Origin of the sequence: Symbioplanes lichenis (assembly GCF_030709675.1) — a bacterium.
In the GTDB taxonomy this organism is placed as follows: domain Bacteria; phylum Actinomycetota; class Actinomycetes; order Mycobacteriales; family Micromonosporaceae; genus Actinoplanes; species Actinoplanes lichenis.
Genome location: NZ_JAUZQD010000028.1, coordinates 13,749 through 29,119 on the forward strand (window position 1 = coordinate 13,749; position 15,371 = coordinate 29,119).

The 15,371-nt window shown below is 73.7% G+C and carries 14 protein-coding genes; 3 read left to right on the forward strand and 11 right to left on the reverse strand.

Going from position 1 to position 15,371, the window contains the following annotated elements; translation table 11 throughout:
- Positions 1–21: 21 nt before the first annotated feature.
- The 9 genes from RAN62_RS39870 to RAN62_RS39910 form a co-directional block, all read right to left on the reverse strand.
- Positions 22–1,092 (reverse strand): polyprenyl synthetase family protein, encoded by a 1,071-nt coding sequence (locus RAN62_RS39870; protein ID WP_305790087.1) that lies wholly within the window; start codon positions 1,090–1,092, stop codon positions 22–24.
- Complete coding sequence (locus tag RAN62_RS39875) at positions 1,089–2,447, reverse strand: alkaline phosphatase family protein (protein WP_305790088.1); 1,359 nt, start codon at positions 2,445–2,447, stop codon at positions 1,089–1,091. The genes RAN62_RS39870 and RAN62_RS39875 overlap by 4 nt, the downstream gene beginning before the upstream one ends.
- A complete protein-coding gene (gene eboE, locus RAN62_RS39880) occupies positions 2,444–3,589 on the reverse strand; it encodes a metabolite traffic protein EboE (RefSeq protein WP_305790089.1) in 1,146 nt (381 codons plus the stop codon). Before eboE ends, RAN62_RS39875 begins: the two co-directional genes overlap by 4 nt.
- Positions 3,589–4,440 carry a TatD family hydrolase gene (locus tag RAN62_RS39885; protein ID WP_305790090.1) on the reverse strand — a complete coding sequence of 284 codons (852 nt, stop codon included), beginning with the start codon at positions 4,438–4,440 and terminating at the stop codon, positions 3,589–3,591. The genes eboE and RAN62_RS39885 overlap by 1 nt, the downstream gene beginning before the upstream one ends.
- Entirely contained in the window at positions 4,440–5,039 is a 600-nt protein-coding gene (locus tag RAN62_RS39890; protein ID WP_305790091.1) for an EboA domain-containing protein, read from the reverse strand. The genes RAN62_RS39885 and RAN62_RS39890 overlap by 1 nt, the downstream gene beginning before the upstream one ends.
- Positions 5,029–5,880 (reverse strand): sugar phosphate isomerase/epimerase family protein, encoded by an 852-nt coding sequence (locus tag RAN62_RS39895; protein WP_305790092.1) that lies wholly within the window; start codon positions 5,878–5,880, stop codon positions 5,029–5,031. The genes RAN62_RS39890 and RAN62_RS39895 overlap by 11 nt, the downstream gene beginning before the upstream one ends.
- Positions 5,877–6,740, reverse strand: coding sequence for an SCO3242 family prenyltransferase (locus RAN62_RS39900; RefSeq protein ID WP_305790093.1), 864 nt, complete (start codon positions 6,738–6,740; stop codon positions 5,877–5,879). Before RAN62_RS39900 ends, RAN62_RS39895 begins: the two co-directional genes overlap by 4 nt.
- Positions 6,741–6,876: 136 nt before the next feature.
- Positions 6,877–8,016 carry an inositol-3-phosphate synthase gene (locus RAN62_RS39905; protein WP_305790094.1) on the reverse strand — a complete coding sequence of 380 codons (1,140 nt, stop codon included), beginning with the start codon at positions 8,014–8,016 and terminating at the stop codon, positions 6,877–6,879.
- 565 nt (positions 8,017–8,581) lie between these two features.
- Entirely contained in the window at positions 8,582–10,114 is a 1,533-nt protein-coding gene (locus tag RAN62_RS39910; protein WP_305790095.1) for a serine/threonine-protein kinase, read from the reverse strand.
- 333 nt (positions 10,115–10,447) lie between these two features.
- On the opposite strand from RAN62_RS39910, the gene RAN62_RS39915 reads away from it, so the two are divergent.
- Positions 10,448–11,383 (forward strand): glycosyltransferase family 2 protein, encoded by a 936-nt coding sequence (locus tag RAN62_RS39915; RefSeq protein WP_305790096.1) that lies wholly within the window; start codon positions 10,448–10,450, stop codon positions 11,381–11,383.
- Positions 11,376–12,536: a glycosyltransferase gene (locus RAN62_RS39920; RefSeq protein WP_305790097.1), complete on the forward strand. Its 1,161-nt coding sequence runs from the start codon at positions 11,376–11,378 to the stop codon at positions 12,534–12,536. The genes RAN62_RS39915 and RAN62_RS39920 overlap by 8 nt, the downstream gene beginning before the upstream one ends.
- Here RAN62_RS39920 and RAN62_RS39925 read toward each other — a convergent pair.
- Positions 12,451–13,851, reverse strand: coding sequence for a hypothetical protein (locus RAN62_RS39925; RefSeq protein ID WP_305790098.1), 1,401 nt, complete (start codon positions 13,849–13,851; stop codon positions 12,451–12,453). The two genes, RAN62_RS39920 and RAN62_RS39925, sit on opposite strands and share 86 nt — an antisense overlap.
- Before the next feature lie 101 nt (positions 13,852–13,952).
- A complete protein-coding gene (locus RAN62_RS39930; protein WP_305790099.1) occupies positions 13,953–14,765 on the reverse strand; it encodes a hypothetical protein in 813 nt (270 codons plus the stop codon).
- Between the two features lie 268 nt (positions 14,766–15,033).
- On the opposite strand from RAN62_RS39930, the gene RAN62_RS39935 reads away from it, so the two are divergent.
- Positions 15,034–15,351 (forward strand): STAS domain-containing protein, encoded by a 318-nt coding sequence (locus tag RAN62_RS39935; RefSeq protein WP_305790100.1) that lies wholly within the window; start codon positions 15,034–15,036, stop codon positions 15,349–15,351.
- Positions 15,352–15,371 lie beyond the last annotated feature (20 nt).

Here is a 15,371-nt window from a genome sequence, read left to right on the forward strand (position 1 = left end):
TTCGTCGGATTCGACGGGATATCACCGCGTCCGGGCGACCACCGACGCGACCAGTTCGCCCAGGGCCTCGCGGGCGTCCGGGGTCAGTGGGGCCAGGGCCAGAGCGGTCCGCGCGGCCGCGGCGCGCTTGGCGATCAGGTCCTCGGTTGCCTCGCGGGCGCCCGTGCTCGTGATGATGTCGCGCAGTTCGGCCGCGCCCGCTTCGTCCAGGGCCGGACTGCCGAACAGCTCGCGCAGCCGGCCCGCCTGCGGTCGCGACGCCCGGTCGCGGGCCATGGCCACCATCACCGTCGGCTTGCCCTCGCGGAGGTCGTCGATGACCGGCTTCCCGGTCACGGCGGGGTCGCCGAAGACGCCGAGGACGTCGTCGCGCAGCTGGAAGGCGTCGCCGAGCGGGTCGCCGAAGGCCTGCAGGGCCGCCTGGTCGGCCAGTCCCGCCCCGGCGAGGGCCGCGCCGATCTGCAGGGGCCGGGTCACCGTGTACCGGGCGGCCTTCATGCGGATGACGGTCAGGGCACCCGCCACCGAGCCGTCGCCCACGGCCGAGACGAGGTCCAGGTACTGGCCGGCGATGACCTCCGTACGCATGACCGTGAAGAGGCGGTAGCCGCGGTGGATCTGGTCGATGGGCAGGCCCGACTCGTGGAACATGTGGTCGGCCCACGCGGCGCACAGGTCGCCGCAGAGCAGGGCGGCGCTGTGGCCGTACCTGGTGGCTTCGCCCTTCCAGGAGTGGCGGGTGTGCACGTCGGCGAAGTGGCGGTGGACCGTGGGGCGGCCGCGGCGGGTGGCCGAGCCGTCCATGATGTCGTCGTGGATGAGCGCGAACGCGTGGAAGAGCTCCAGCGCGGCGGCGGCCGTGACGATCGCCGCGCTGTCGGGGCCGCCCGCGCCGCGCCAGCCCCAGTAGCAGAACATCGGGCGCAGCCGCTTGCCGTCGGCGAGCACGAACCGGCGGACCGCGTCCAGGACACCCCGCGGCGTGCCGTCGGGCCAGTGGGGGCGCTGCCGATCCAGGTACGCGATCAGCGCCGCCTCGCACCGGCGGGCCAGCTCGGCCGACCCCGTCCCGGCGGGGCTCTCGACCGTCATGAGGCGAGCCCCGCCGCGCGCAGCACGAAGTCCTTCACCTCGGTCGCCTCGAAGGAGTCCCGGGCGAGGCCGGCGTCCGAGCACAGCAGCACCGGCCCGTCCTCCGAGGAGCCGGGTAGCCGGCCGTGCGAGCCGCGCACCGCCCGGGCGCCCGCGTCGAGCCCGACGACGCTCATCGAGTAGCGCAGGCCGAGCTTCTTCCGGAGCAGGGCCAGGCCCGCCCGCCCCTTGGCCGCCGTCGGTCCGGCGGGGTCGAAGAACAACTCGGCCGGGTCGTAGCCCGGCTTGCGGTGGATCTCGACGAGCCGCGCGAAGTCGGGCGCCCGCTTGTCGTCGAGCCAGTAGTAGTAGGTGAACCAGGCGTCCGGCTCAGCGACGAGCACCAGCTCCCCCGCGCGCGGATGACCGAGGTCCACGATGTCGGCCACTCCCGGCAACGCCGCGCAGATCTTGGCGACATGATCGATGTCCGCTTTGTCGCGGACATAGACGTGGGCGACCTGATGATCGGCCACCGCGAAGGCCCGCGACACCCAGGGATCGAGATACTCCATGCCCGCCTGCGTGTAGACCTCGAGCAGCCCCTCGGACCGCAGCAGCCGGTTGATGTCCACGGGCCGCGAGGCGGGCGTGATCCCGTACTCGCTCAAGGCGACAACCGTCGCACCGCGCCGCGCGGCAGCCTCCAGCACCGGTGCGAGCGCCGCGTCCACCGCCGCCGCCGCGGCCGCCGCCTCGGGCCCGTCCGGCCCGAAGCGTTGCAGGTCGTAGTCGAGATGCGGCACGTAGACGAGGGTCAGGTCGGGATGGTGGGTCGCCATGATCTGCACCGCCGCGCCGGCGATCCACTGCGACGAGGCGATCCCCGCGTTCGCGCCCCAGTAGCTGAAGAGCGGGAAGGTGCCCAGCGCGCCTTCCAGCTCGTCGTGCAGCGCCGGCGGGTACGTGTAGCAGTCCGGATCCTTGCGCCCGTCGGCGTGGTAGACCGGCCGGGGCGTGACCGTCCAGTTCACGTCGGCGCCCATCGCGTACCACCAGCAGATGTTGGCCACCGTGTAGCCGGGCTGGACCGCGCGGGCCGCGTCCCACAGCTTCTCGCCGCCGACCAGGCGGTTGTGCTGCCGCCAGAGGAAGACCTCGCCCAGCTCGCGGAAGTACCAGCCGTTGCCCACGATCCCGTGCTCCGACGGCGGCGCCCCGGTCAGGAACGTCGACTGCACCGTGCACGTCACGGCCGGCAGCACGGTGCCGAGCGACGCCTGGAAGCCGGTCTGCGCCAGGCGCGACAGGCGGGGCATGTGGCGCAGCAGCTTCGGCGTCAGGCCGACCACGTCCAGCACGACGACGGGTTTCACGACGGCACCCCCGGCAGTGGTGTGAGGCCCAGCGCGGTCAGCTGGGCGCGGGCGAAGAACAACTCGGACGCGATCCCGGCGGCGAGCTCGGCCGGGTCGCGCGGACGGGCGGTGGAGGGCAGGACACCCCACGTGTACGTCTCGACGTCGAAATGCGCGCAATCGCTCAACTGGACAAGGGCGCCGAGCGCTTCCACGAGCACGCCGACGGTGCTTGTGAGCGGCGGGGCGGGCGCCTGGTGCAGCGGAACATGAAAATGGACACGCCACGGCTGCGCGTCGGCGCCCCGCGTGGCGAGGGCCTCGTCCAGGTCGTCGGTCTTGAAGCCGTGCGGCCCACGCGTCTGGTGCAGGAAGCGCGGCTCGGCGTACTCCCCCAGCACCGCCCGGTCCGCCTCCGGATCCGCGCTGGCCAGTGCGGCCGACACCTGCGCCTTCACGACGGGCAGCCCGGCCTCGCGCAGCCGTGCCAGCGCCTCGATCGGCTCCTCCCACGCGCAGGCCAGGTGCGCGAGGTCGAGGCAGACGCCGAGCACCGACGTGTCCGCCTCCCCGAGCAGCGCGACGGCCTCCTGCGTGGTCTCCACGATGCATCCCGGCTCGGGCTCAAACGCCACCCGGATCCGGCGCGGCAGCCGGTGCAGCTCGGCCGCCAGCTCCGCGAGCGCCCGCCGGCAGGCCGCGGCCCGGGCCGCGTCCCACGGGTCACGCCAGGCGAGGGGCAAGGTCGAGATCGAGCCGTACGCGGCATCGTCCGGCAGCAGGTCGGCCAGGATGACACCCAGATTCACCGTGTACGCCATCCGCTGCGGCGTGGTCCAGTCCGGCTGATAGACGGCGTGTTTGACGACGGGCGCGTGGAACGCCTGGTACGGGAACCCGTTGAGGGTCACCACTTCCAGCCCCCGGCTGGTGAGCGCGCTCTTCAGCGCTTGCCGGGCGGCGAGGTCCGACGCGAGCCCGGCCGCCACGGGAGCGGGCAGCCACAGGCCCAGCCCGAGGACATCGGTTCCGAGACGTTCACGCACCGGGACCGCGTACGTGTCGAGCTGTCGCAGGATCCCGTCCAGGTCCTCGGCCTCGTGCACATTCGTGCAGTACGACAGGTGCTTCTGTGTCCCCGTGGCATCCGCGAGACGCATCAGCTGCCGCCACGGGCGAGGGAGCTGCCCGCGTACGACGGCTCCGGGGCGGGCAGATCGGACAGATCCAGACGCCCCGACTGCGCGTAGAACGCCACCGGGTTGCGCCACAGCACCAGGTCCACGTCGTCGGCCGTGAACCCCGCGGCCAGCATCGCCTCGCCGGTCGCCACGGTGAGCAGCGGATCCGAGTGCCCCCAGTCGGCGGCCGAGTTGACGAGCACGCGCTCGGTCCCGTACCGCTGCAGGATCTCCACCATCCGGGGCGGGGACATCTTGGTCTCCGGATAGATCGAGAAGCCGAGCCAGCAGCCGGTGTCGCGGACCAGGCCCACGGTCACCTCGTTGAGATGGTCGACGGCCACGCGCCCCGGATCGATGCCGGACTCGGCGATGACGTCGAGCGTGCGCCGCGTACCGGCCGCCTTGTCGCGGTGTGGCGTGTGCACGAGCGCCGGCAGCTCGAACTCGCGCGCCAGGGCGAGCTGCGTGCCGAACGCCTCGTCCTCGGCGGGCGTCATCGAGTCGTAGCCGACCTCCCCGACCGCCACGACCCCGTCCTTGTCCAGATAGCGGGGCAGCAGATCGAGCACGGGCCGGCAGCGCGGATCGTTCGCCTCCTTGGGGTTCAGGGCGATCGTGGCGTGGTGCCGCACCCCGAACTGCGACGCGCGATAGGGCTCCCACCCGAGCAGCGAGTCGAAGTAGTCCGCGAACGAGCCGGGGTTGGTCCGCGGCTGCCCGAGCCAGAAGGCCGGCTCCACGACGGCACGCACCCCCGCGTCCGCCATGCGCCGATAGTCGTCGGTGGTCCGGGACGTCATGTGGATGTGCGGATCGAAGACGCGCATCAGTCCTCCTGCTTCTGCTGGATCCGGTTCAGCAGGGCCGTCGCGTCGGCGGGCATCCGGCGGCCGGCCGCGGCCCGTTCCTGCGCGAGCCCGGTGAGCATGGCCGCGAGCTCGGCGTCGGCCCGCTCGTCCAGCCGGTCCACGCGGCTCAGCGGCACGCCCATGAAGACGCACTTGACCACGCCCTGCCGCCAGGTCGCGGGCGACAGGTGCCGCGCGTACGGCCCGAGCGCCGCGGCCACGAGCCGCGTGTCATTGGTCCGCAACGCGTCCTCGACGAGCGGCACCCCGGCGTCCCCGATGGGCAGCAACGCCAGCGCGTGCAGAACCGCAAGCCGCTCGCCGGTGTCGCCGTGCCAATAGAGATCGAGCACCCGGTCGTCCTTGTGCGGGACCGCCAGCAGGAGCAGCACCCGCCCGGCCAGCCCCGGCGTCCAGTCCGGCCGGTCGGCCAGCGGCTGCCGCCCGAGCTTGCGCCCGGCCCGGGCAAAGAGGGCGGGGAGCTGGTCCGGGTCGGTGCGCACGCGGGCCTCGGCGTCACTCAGCCATTCCTTTTCCGGTACGCCCGGAAGCGCGCCCCGCAGCTCGTCAGCCCTCATCCCGCCCCTCCTTCTCCGCGCCTTTGAGGAACTCCCACGACCGCCGGGCGACATCCGGGGCGGCGTGCGAGTGCCGGGGCAACTCGACGGCGACCAGCCCGCGATAGCCGCCCGCGCGCAGCGCCGCCAGCACCGGCGGGAAGTCGATCTCCCCCGCACCGAACTCCAGGTGCTCGTGCACCCCCCGCCGCATGTCGTCGATCTGCACATTGACCAGGTACGGCACCGCGGCCGCCACGCACGCCGGAACCGGCTCGGGCTCCACGGCGCGGCAGTGACCGATGTCGAGCGTCAGCCCGAAGGCGGCCGGTGCCCCGAGCGCCTCGCGCAGCCGGAACCAGCCGGCCAGGTCGGCGACCTCCATGCCGGGCTCGGGCTCGAACCCGAGCGTGACCCCGGCCGCCGTCGCGTAGTCGACGACCTCCGCGCACCCGTCGACCAGCCGCTGCCAGGCCCGATCGGCGTCCACCCCGTCCGGCCGCACCCCCGACCAGAAGGAGACCGCCTCCGCCCCGAGATCCGCGGCGACCGCGACCGCCCGGCGCAGGAAGTCGATCCGGACGCCGCGCTCGTCGTGCAGCAGGGTCGGCGCGTGCTTGCGCCACGGGTCGAGCAGATACCGCGCGCCGGTCTCGATGACCACGCCAAGCCCGAGGTCGCGCAGCCTGTCGGCGACGCGTGTCACTTCGTGGTTAAGGCCCTGCGCATACGGGTCGAGGTGGTCGTGGTCCAACGTCAGCGCCACGCCGACATAGCCGAGCCCCGCAATCACGTCGAGCGCATCGTCCAGCCGATGGTTGGCGAACCCGTTCGTGCCGTATCCGAAGCGCAGCCCGGTCATGTCGCGGCCACTTTGCGGGTCAGCATGCGAGCGAGCGGGGCCGCCAGAGCCACGGCGACTCCCGTGAGCGGCCGGCCCGCGGTGGCAGTCAACGCTCCCTGCAGCGTGGGGAACTCTGTGATCCCGGCCCCGACCGCGGCCCGCACGGCGCCGGGACTCGAGTCGCTCAGCAACCTGATCTGCCGCGCGCCGTAGCCGGTCGCATACGTGGCGGCCAGCATCGGCCCGACCCGCCGCGCCAGCCACTCGGGAGCACCCGCGGACGCCACGCCCACCACGCCCGCCGTCGCCGCCAGCGTGGCCGCGGGGACCTTCCGATCCAGGGCGCCGTGCACCTCGTGCCGGGACAGCGCCGTGACGGTGTAGGTGTGGAGTCCGATCGTGGCGGCCGCGGGCAGGGCGCGTACCGGCGACTGGGAGGAGGCCCCCAGCAGCACGTCGAGCGCGCGGCAGGCGGCCATGCCCGCCGGCCCGGCCGCGGTGTTCTTGAGCTTGAGGTCGTACGCCCAGATGGCCGCCGTCAGCGGCACCGCCACCGCCAGCGCCCGCCCTCCCCCGGCCCGCCCGGCCACGCCGAGCCCCGCCGCCGTGAGCCCGACCGCGACGCCCAGAGCAGCGGAAGCCGGAACGCGCCCGGAAGGAATCGGCCGCTCGGGCCGCTCGGTGGCGTCGAGCTCCCGATCAGCCCAGTCGTTGGCCGCCATCCCCGCCCAGTAGAGCAACACCGAAGCCGCCGCCAGCCCCGCCGCCTTCCGCACGGGCACCCCCGACGCCGCAGCGCCCGCGATCACGTCACCCGGCACGGACAACGCAGCCGGTGCCCGAACCAGCTCCGCCAGCGCCCGCAGCCGTCCCCCCATCACCACTCCCCCCGACCGGGCGCCGTCTCCCCGCGCCCACGCCCGCGCGCCGTCTCCCCGCCGCGCCCGCGCGTCGCCGTCTCCCCGCGCCCGCGCGCCAAGTCCGTGCGTTCGCTCATCGGGCCTGTGTGTTCGCTCATCGGGACAGCCCGGCGGCGAAGGCGGTGAGCCGCGCCCACTGCTCGGCCAGCGCGGACGGCCCGTCACCCAGCGGATCCTTGAAGAAGAAGCCGAGGTCGGTCAGCGCCCCGGACCGTCCCGCCGCGTGCGCCGCCGCGGTGAGCCGGGCGAGGTCCAGCACCAGCGGCGCGGCGAGCGCGGAGTCGCAGCCGTGCCACGTGAACTCCAGCCGCATCGGCGTACCCAGGAAGCCGGCGAACGTGACCAGGTCCCAGGCGGTCTTGAAGTCCCCGATCTCGGCGACGTAGTCGATGCGGCTGGTGCCCTCCGGCTCGTAGCCCAGCGCGTCGCCGAGAACCCGCTGCTTGCTGGCGACCTTCGCGGCGTTGGCGGCCGGGTCGGCCAGGTTGGCCCCGTCGCCCCCGCCGAGCAGGTTCAGCCCGGACCAGCTGGTCACCCGCAGGTTGCGCTGCGCGAACATGGGCGCCAGCACCGACTTCACGAGCGTCTCGCCGGTCTTCCCGTCGTTGCCCGCGTAGGGCAGCCGTTCGCGCTCGGCCAGCTCCGCCAGCGCGGGCAGCCGGGGTCCCGTGGACGGCGTGAAGTCGACGAACGAGCATCCCGCCCGGAACGCGGCGTACGCGGCGAGTGAGCTCGGCGGCAGCACCGCCTGCCCGGGTTCCCGCATGGCCTCCTCGAGCAACCGCAGCTCCGCGTGCGCGGGATGCGGCTCGATCAACGGCTCGGTCGTGGCGACATCGATGACAACGACCCGCTCGAGCCCGTGCCGCTCCCGGAATTCCCGCAGGTCAGCGGCAATCCGCTCCGCCGTCTCGGCCTGCGTGGCCGCGGACGGCAGCGGCCGCACCTCGCTCTCGACGGCGGCCAGTTCGGCGGCGAGTGCTCCCACGAGCGGAGCGGGCACCACCCCGGCGGCGGCGAGCGCCTCGGCCTTCTTGGCCAGCGGCAAGGCCACGACGTCGTGCCCGCCGAACACCAGGTCCGCCCACCCCGGCAGCGCCGCCCCGCGCATTTCCGGCAATTCCGTGACGCATCCCGCGGTTCCCGCCAGCCGGGCCCGCACCGCAGCCGCCCCGACCAAGGCCGTGACGGCCACCGAACCCCGAGCCCCGACCAACCAGATTCCGGTACGCATGCGCATCCCTCCCGGGCACCCACACCGCGCTCCGCTAACACGATGTGTCACTCGTGTTACGTGAAGCGACGCTACCGAGCGCCCGGGACAAAGGAAACCCTCGATGTACGGAAACTTTCCCCCGGCCCCACCCAAACTTTCCTACCAGGCGACAAAAGTCCTCATCCGCCCCGCCGCCAAGCCCAGGTCCCCATGCCGAACGACTGGCCCGACCCGCAGCTCAACCCCCAGAAGCCGCCGCCCGCACCGCCGCCGCCCGCACCGCCGTCGCCCAACCCCGACCACCCACGACGGCGCCGACGCGAAAGGCCACCAGAAGCACAAGATCCCGCGAGCACACCAAATCGCCCCGTCCACGATGCTCTCCGCAACGGCGCCCGCAGCAACAGAGCCCCCAGGCCCGGCGCAGCCCCCGACAACACTCCGGTCAGGACCCCGACGGCGGCCCGCAGCAGACAAAGCCACGAGGCCCGGCGCAGCCCCCGACAACGCTCGGTTCAAGACTCCGACGGCGCCCGCAGCAAACAAGGCCCCCAAGGCCGGCGCGGCCCCGGCAACACTCCGGTCAGGACTCCGACGGCGCCCGCAGCAAGAGCAGAGCCCCCAAGGCCAGCGCCGCCACCGTCGTACTCATCGAACGCCGCACCCCGCCGGCGGCCGAACCACCCCGCCGCCTGGAGAGCCAACCCGGCCCCTCGGAGAGCCCCTCCCGTCGCGCGGAAAGCTGACCCCGCCCCTCGGAGAGTCCCTCCCGTCGCGCGAAAAGCCCACCCCGCCGCTCGGAAAGCCCACCCTGCCGCCGACCCGGCCCGGCAGCACCGGCAGCCCCGGCGCCGCGCACCGATCCACCGCTCGCCTGCCGTCCGGCACCAGACGCAGCGGCAGAACGCCCGCCGCCGACGGTCAGCGGGCGCCGACGCCGCAGTTCGAGCCCGCTCACCGGCTTCGGGAAGTGCAGAGCCCGCCGGGGCAGCATCCCGGCCGCGTCCGCAAGAATCCAAGCGGCCTCCGCCGCATCGGGCCGAGCCTCCGGCGCCTTGGCCAGGCAACGCCGCACCAGGTCGGCAACCGCGCGCGGCATGCCCGGCAGCGACGGAAGCGGCCGCGGCTCCTCCCGCAGATGTGCGCTGACCATCTCGGTGATCGTCGAAGCCTCCCACGGCATCGCCCCGGCCAGCGCCCGGTAGAGCAACAGCCCCAGCCCGTACACATCGCTAGCCGTCCGCACAGGCCCGCCGTCCAGCCGCTCCGGCGCCAGATAGGCCGGCGTCCCGAGCACTTCGCCGTCGATCTCATCCACCGACCCAGCCGCGGCCGAGATCCCGAAGTCGACGAGCTTCACCCCGTCGCCGAACACCGCAGCCCCGCCCCGAGCCGCACCCGCACCCGCGGCGCCACCAGCCGCACCGCCCGACGCCGCACCCACGCCCGCACTCGCGCCACCAGCCGCACCGCCCGCACCACCCGACGCCGCGCCCGCGCCACCCGACGCCGCGCCCGCGCCGCCGACCGCACTGCCCCGAGCCGCACCCGGGTGGCCGGCCGCACCGCCCCGCATCCGAGCCCGAACGCCACCGCCCGCCGCGCCCCAGATCCGCGACCACGCCGCGGCCCCCGCCGCACCGCCGCTCGCCTGCGCGGCGACGCCGGCGCCCTCTGACGAGCCGGCCGCGCCGGGCACCATGATGTTGCCGGGCTTGACGTCGCGGTGCACGATGCCGTGCTCGTGCGCGGCCGCCAGCGCCGAAGCCACCTGCGCACAGATCCGCACCGCGGTCTGCCAGGGCAGCGGCCCGCCGGCGAGCACCTCCGCGAGCGTCCGCCCCTCGACGAGCTCCATCACGACGTAGGGCACTGGCGCCCCGTACTCGTCGCACTCCTCGTCGTAGTCGTACACGTCGACGATGTTCGGGTGCCGCAGCGCCGCCGCCGAGCGGGCCTCCTGACGGATCCGGTCGAGCAGCGCGGGCCGGCGGCCCGCGGCGAGGGACGGCACCTTGACGGCGACGTCGCGCCGCAGCACCTCGTCGTGCGCGCGCCACACGACGGACGAGCCGCCCACGCCGAGCCGTCCGATCAGCCGGTAGCGATCCTTCACGGCGGGCCCAATGCCCCGCCGTCGCGGTCGGAAACACCAGAAGTGCGGACGATATGAACCCGTGTCACTAGCCATACCGGCCGCGACGACACGAGTACGCGACGCCACCGAAACGACCGCCGACCTGCGCATCCGCCACGACCAGCCGGGGCGCGCAGCCGCTGCGGCCGACCGAGGCGCGATCTCGCCTGTCGCCAGCCCTCCTCCGGGGCGGAGAAGCCGGTCGATCGAAGCCCTCCGCCGACCGTCCGGTGAACAGTTAGCTGTCCGCATGACCGGATGCCGCTCTCTGTTCAACCGAGCGTCGCCCGACCGCCTTACCGTTCCCGCGTCATGGACACCCTTCCCGAGGTGAGCGTGGTCATCCCGACCCGCAACCGCCCCGAGCTGCTGACCCGCGCCGTCCGCAGCGTCCTCGCCCAGACCGTCAAGAGCCTCGAGATCGTCGTGGTCGTCGACGGGCCCGACGAGACCACCGCCAAGGCGCTGGCCGAGATCGGGGACCCGCGCGTCCGGGCTCTCCCGCTGCCCGAGAAGGGTGGGGCCCCGAACGCCCGCAACCAGGGCATCGCCGCCGCTCGCGCCCCGTGGACGGCCATGCTGGACGACGACGACGAGTGGCTGCCCGGCAAGCTCGCGATCCAGCTCGGGATGGCCAAGCAATCCACCGCCGAGATGCCGATCGTCGCAACGCGACTGCTCAACCGGACACCGCGGGCCGAGTTCGTGATGCCGCGCCGGCTGCCGGCCGAGGGCGAGCACCTCAGCGAGTACTTCACCGTCCGCAAAGGCCTCTTCCACGGCGAGGGGTTCATCCAGACGTCGACGATCATGGCGCCGACCGAGCTGTGGCGGCAGGTGCCCTTCCGGGTCGGCCTGCGCCGGCAGCAGGAGCTCGACTGGACGCTGCGGGCGATCAAGGTCCCCGGGACCGCGCTCGTGATGGCGGACAACGCCCTCGTCGTCTGGCACCAGGACGAGGACCGCGAGCGCATCAGCCTGGAGATGCCCTGGCAGGAGCAGCTGGACTGGCTGCGCGAGTCGCGTGACCTGTTCACCCCGCGGGCGTACGCCGCCTTCATCCTCAGCGTCCTCAGCTCGATGGCGGCGACCAGCCGGGACTCGCGTGTCTTCCGTGAGCTGCTGCGCGAGGCCCGGGAGTACGGCGACCCCGGCGCCATCGACTACGTGACGCACGCCCAGATCTGGGCGCTGCCGCCGCACGTCCGGGCCGCCCTGCGCGACAAGGTGCTGGGGCTCCGTGGCTGACCGGGTGGTCGTCTGGCGCACCGCGATGCTGCCCGGTTCCGAGACCTTCGTACGCTCCCAGGCCGACGCCATGACGCGCTGGCAGCCGCACTTCCTCGGCGCCGTCCGCATCGACTCCCCGCTGGCGCGGGAGGACGACACCATCGTCTTCCCGCCCGGCTTCCTGCGCCTGCGCCTGACCGGAAGGTCGCCCCAGCTGCGGGCCGCCCTCGCGAAGCTCGATCCGCGCATCGTCCACGCCCATTTCGGCGGTGACGGCTGGATGATCAGCGCCGAGGCCGCGCAGCTCGGGGTGCCCCTCGTCGTCACGTTGCACGGCCACGACGTCACCCGCCAGCCGGACCTGCCCGGCGCCAAGGGCCTGCGGCACCGGCGCAACCTGCGGTCCGTCTTCGATCGGGCCGCCCTGTTGCTCGCGGTCTCCGAGCCGGTCCGCCGGCGCGCCCTGGCCCGGGGCGCGGACCCCGGCCAGGTGATCGTCCACCACACCGGCGTCGCCGTGCCCGCCGTCGTTTCCGACGAGCCGAAGCTCTGGGACATCGTCTTCGTCGGCCGGCTCGTCGAGAAGAAGGGGCTCGACGACCTGCTCGCCGCCGCGGCCACGCTGTCCGACCTGGCTCCGCGCATCCTGATCGTCGGCGACGGGCCCCTGGGTCCCGCCCTGCGCGCACAGGCGGCTGCCTTGCGCCTCGACGTCACTTTCGCCGGCGCGCTGGACCACGCGGCCGCCTCGCGCAGCATGGCCGCCGCCCGGGTCTTCGCGTCGCCCTCCCGCACGGCCGCCGACGGCGACTCGGAGGGGCTGCCGACCACGCTGCTGGAGGCGCAGGCTCGCGGCATTCCCGTGGTGTCGACCGTCCACAGCGGCATCCCGGAGGCCGTCCGGCACGAGTCCACCGGACTGCTCGGCCCCGAGGGCGACCGCCGGGCACTCGCCCACCACCTGCGCAGCCTGCTGACCGACGAGCAGCTGCGCCACCGGCTGGGCCGCCAGGCGCGCGCCCACGTCCGGGCCGACTTCGACATCGTCCGGCAGACCGCGCTCCTGGAAGACCTGTACGACGACATCACGTCCGCCGCCTCAGCACCCGCCGCGCGGCCCGGACACCACCCACGAACGCCTGCCCCGCCCGCGCCGGACCCGAGCCGCTGAGCAGCTCGACCGTCCGCCGCACCTGACGCACCTCCGCCTCCCGGGCGTTCAGCTCCTCCTCGAAGAAGGCAGCCTGCGCCCGGGCCTCGGCCAGCTCCCCGGCGAGCCGTTCACGCTCGGCGACCAGCTCGACGACGGAAACGGCCGCCCCCACCAGCGGGGACGACGCGGCGTCTCCTCCGGGCACGGAGGTCGCGGCGTCCGGGCCGCCGGTCATGGCTTCCAGCATCCCCGCCAGCTCGGCAGCGCTCCGCACACCCACCCACGGATGCGGGAACCCGCCCCGATACAGCCGCGCGGCCAGCTCAGCCACGGCGACGCTGTGAGCACCCTCCGGAACCAGCGGCACCAGCTCGCCGGAGGCAGCCACGACGACCTGCCCCGCCGGCACCCCGGCCGCCACGCCGTTGCGCCACTGTCCGAGCAGCTCCCGCAGCTGCGGCATATTGCGCCGCCCCGCCGCACGCAGGACGAGACTCTCGAGCGTCGGTCCCACCGGCCCGGCGCTCCCGTCCACGGGCACGTCCGGCAGCGCGGCCTCGTCGTCCGAGGCGATGACGACCCACGCCGGCGCGGCCGCCACCCCCAACCCCTGCCGCACGAACTCGACCGCGACGGCTGCGGGATCGGCCAGGACCACCCCACTTCCCTCGTACGCCCGGCCGAGCGCAGCCTCCACGACCCCGCCCGTGGCCTGCTCGTCGACGACCACCCGCGCGTCGCGAAGCCCCGGATAGATCCCGTACGCCCGCGTCGCAGCCCCCACGGCCGCGCGAAGGTGCCGCAACCCGGCCGGCCGGGTCTCGTCGGAAACCGGCGTCCACTGGCCGTCGTCGAGGGGCCGGGGCCACGCGATCTGCCGGTGGAACCCGCCGAGGTTCTCCACGCCGAGCACGAGGCAGCCGCCGGGACGCAGCACCCCGTGCAGCGCGTCCAGGGCCTCCGCCCACGTCAGCTCATCGTGCTCGGCCGTGCCGAGGCATTCGAGGCCGGCGAGCGCGATGATCGTGTCGAACGGCGCCTCGCCGCCGAGCTTGGCCACGCTGCCGCACAGCACTGTCACATCGCCACGGCCGGCCAGCAACTCGGCGTCCTGCACCCCGCGGACCAGCACCGTGGCGCCGGGAACGCGATCGAGCAACGACGGGTCGTGCGGCCCGGCGATCAGCGTGCGGCCGCGCGCGACGCCGAGGAAGGACCCGGCCGCCGAGCCCCGCACCGGCCCGGGGCCGTGCCCGCCGTCCAGGTCCGACCAGTTCAGCATCTCGCCGCCGAGAAGCCGAACCTCGCCGGTCCCACCCTGCCGCTGCGTCACCGCTGCTTCCTCCTGCCGAAGATCAAGATTCACGCGTACGGGCTCCCCGCCGCGCCAACGAAACTGCATAACGGCCGGTGTCATCGGCCCGTCTCAGGAACTCAGCGCCACCGGAACAGCCGGCGCAACTCGGCCGCCGGAGCCAGCCGGTCGGCGCCGAGCTCCTCGACGGCGGCTGCCCGGGCCACCGCCCCGTCGACCTGCTCACCGTGCAGCTCGGCCCACTGCCGCCGGATGCGCGCCTGGCCGCCGTGGGTCGGGTCCTCGTTCTCCAGCGTCATGGGATCGCCGTAGACCGCGGGCTCGCAGCCGGCCAGGATGCCGTACCAGACGGCGCTGCTGAGCCTGTTCGACGCGACCCGGCGGTGCCGGCGCAACTCCGCGAGCTGGCCCTCGAGGAAGCCGGCGTCGCCCAGCTGCCGGGCATCGCCCCGGTAGCCGTGGCAGATCACCCGGAAACCCGCGTCCTCGTAGCGCCGGCAGACGGACGGCGTCTTGTATTCCTGCCAGTAGAGGCCGACGGTCACCGGCCCGGGCTCGGTGCTGCGGATCTGGTCGATGAGGCGGTCGTGGTCGCCCTTGACGTGCTGGCCCTCCCAGCCGTGGAACGGGTACCAGATGGTGCCCTCCCGCGGCGCGTCCGCGGGCGCGGGGTCGAGCAGCATCAGATAGGCGATCGGGGCGCCCACGACGTACGTGTGGCGGCGTCCCAGCGACCACGCCCGGCGGCGCGTACGCTCCGACCAGAGGAAGAGCGGCACCCCGGCGACCCACTCGTGGTCGCCCGCCATTCCGTCGCCGATGTTCCAGCCGTGCTGGAGATATCCGTGGATCCGCGGCGGCAGCTCATCGGGCACGCCGCAATAGCGCGCCAGGACAGCCGAGTGGCCGTAGTAGTCGTTGGCCCGGTGCACCGCGGAATTCTCGCCCAGCCGGGCCCGGCGCCGCCATGTCCGCTCCGAGTGTTCCGCCAGGCGTCGCCGGCCGGTCGCCTGCTCGTTCCCGGCACGGGCACCCTCCTCACGTGGCGCACACGAAAACTCGCGCACCGCAGTGAAACGCGCTTCCCGGGCACCGTGCCACGAGCACTTCGGGCTCGTTCCGGTGACTGCGGTCGACCGCGACGGGTGATCGTGGATACCCTGACGCCGAGACACGCCGGACAAACCGGAAGGTGTATTGATGTCTGACGCCCTGCAGGTCGAGAGCCGCCCCGACGGGGACCTGGTCATCCAGCCGCACGGGGCCGTCGGCCCCGATGCCGCCGCCGAGTTGCGCCGCCTGCTGGTGCACGCCGTCCGGCGCACGCGGCCGTCGCGCCTGGTCCTGGATCTCGGCGACGTCTCGCACCTCGACTCGATCAACGTGGGCACACTGGCCGCCACCTGCACCATCTGCGACCACCACCGGGTCGCGATCCTGCTGGACAACACTCCCGCCTTCCTCGCCGGGCGGCTCACCGCCGCCGGAGTACCGCGTCAACTCATCCGCGAGCCCTGAACCCAGGCCCACCGCCACCG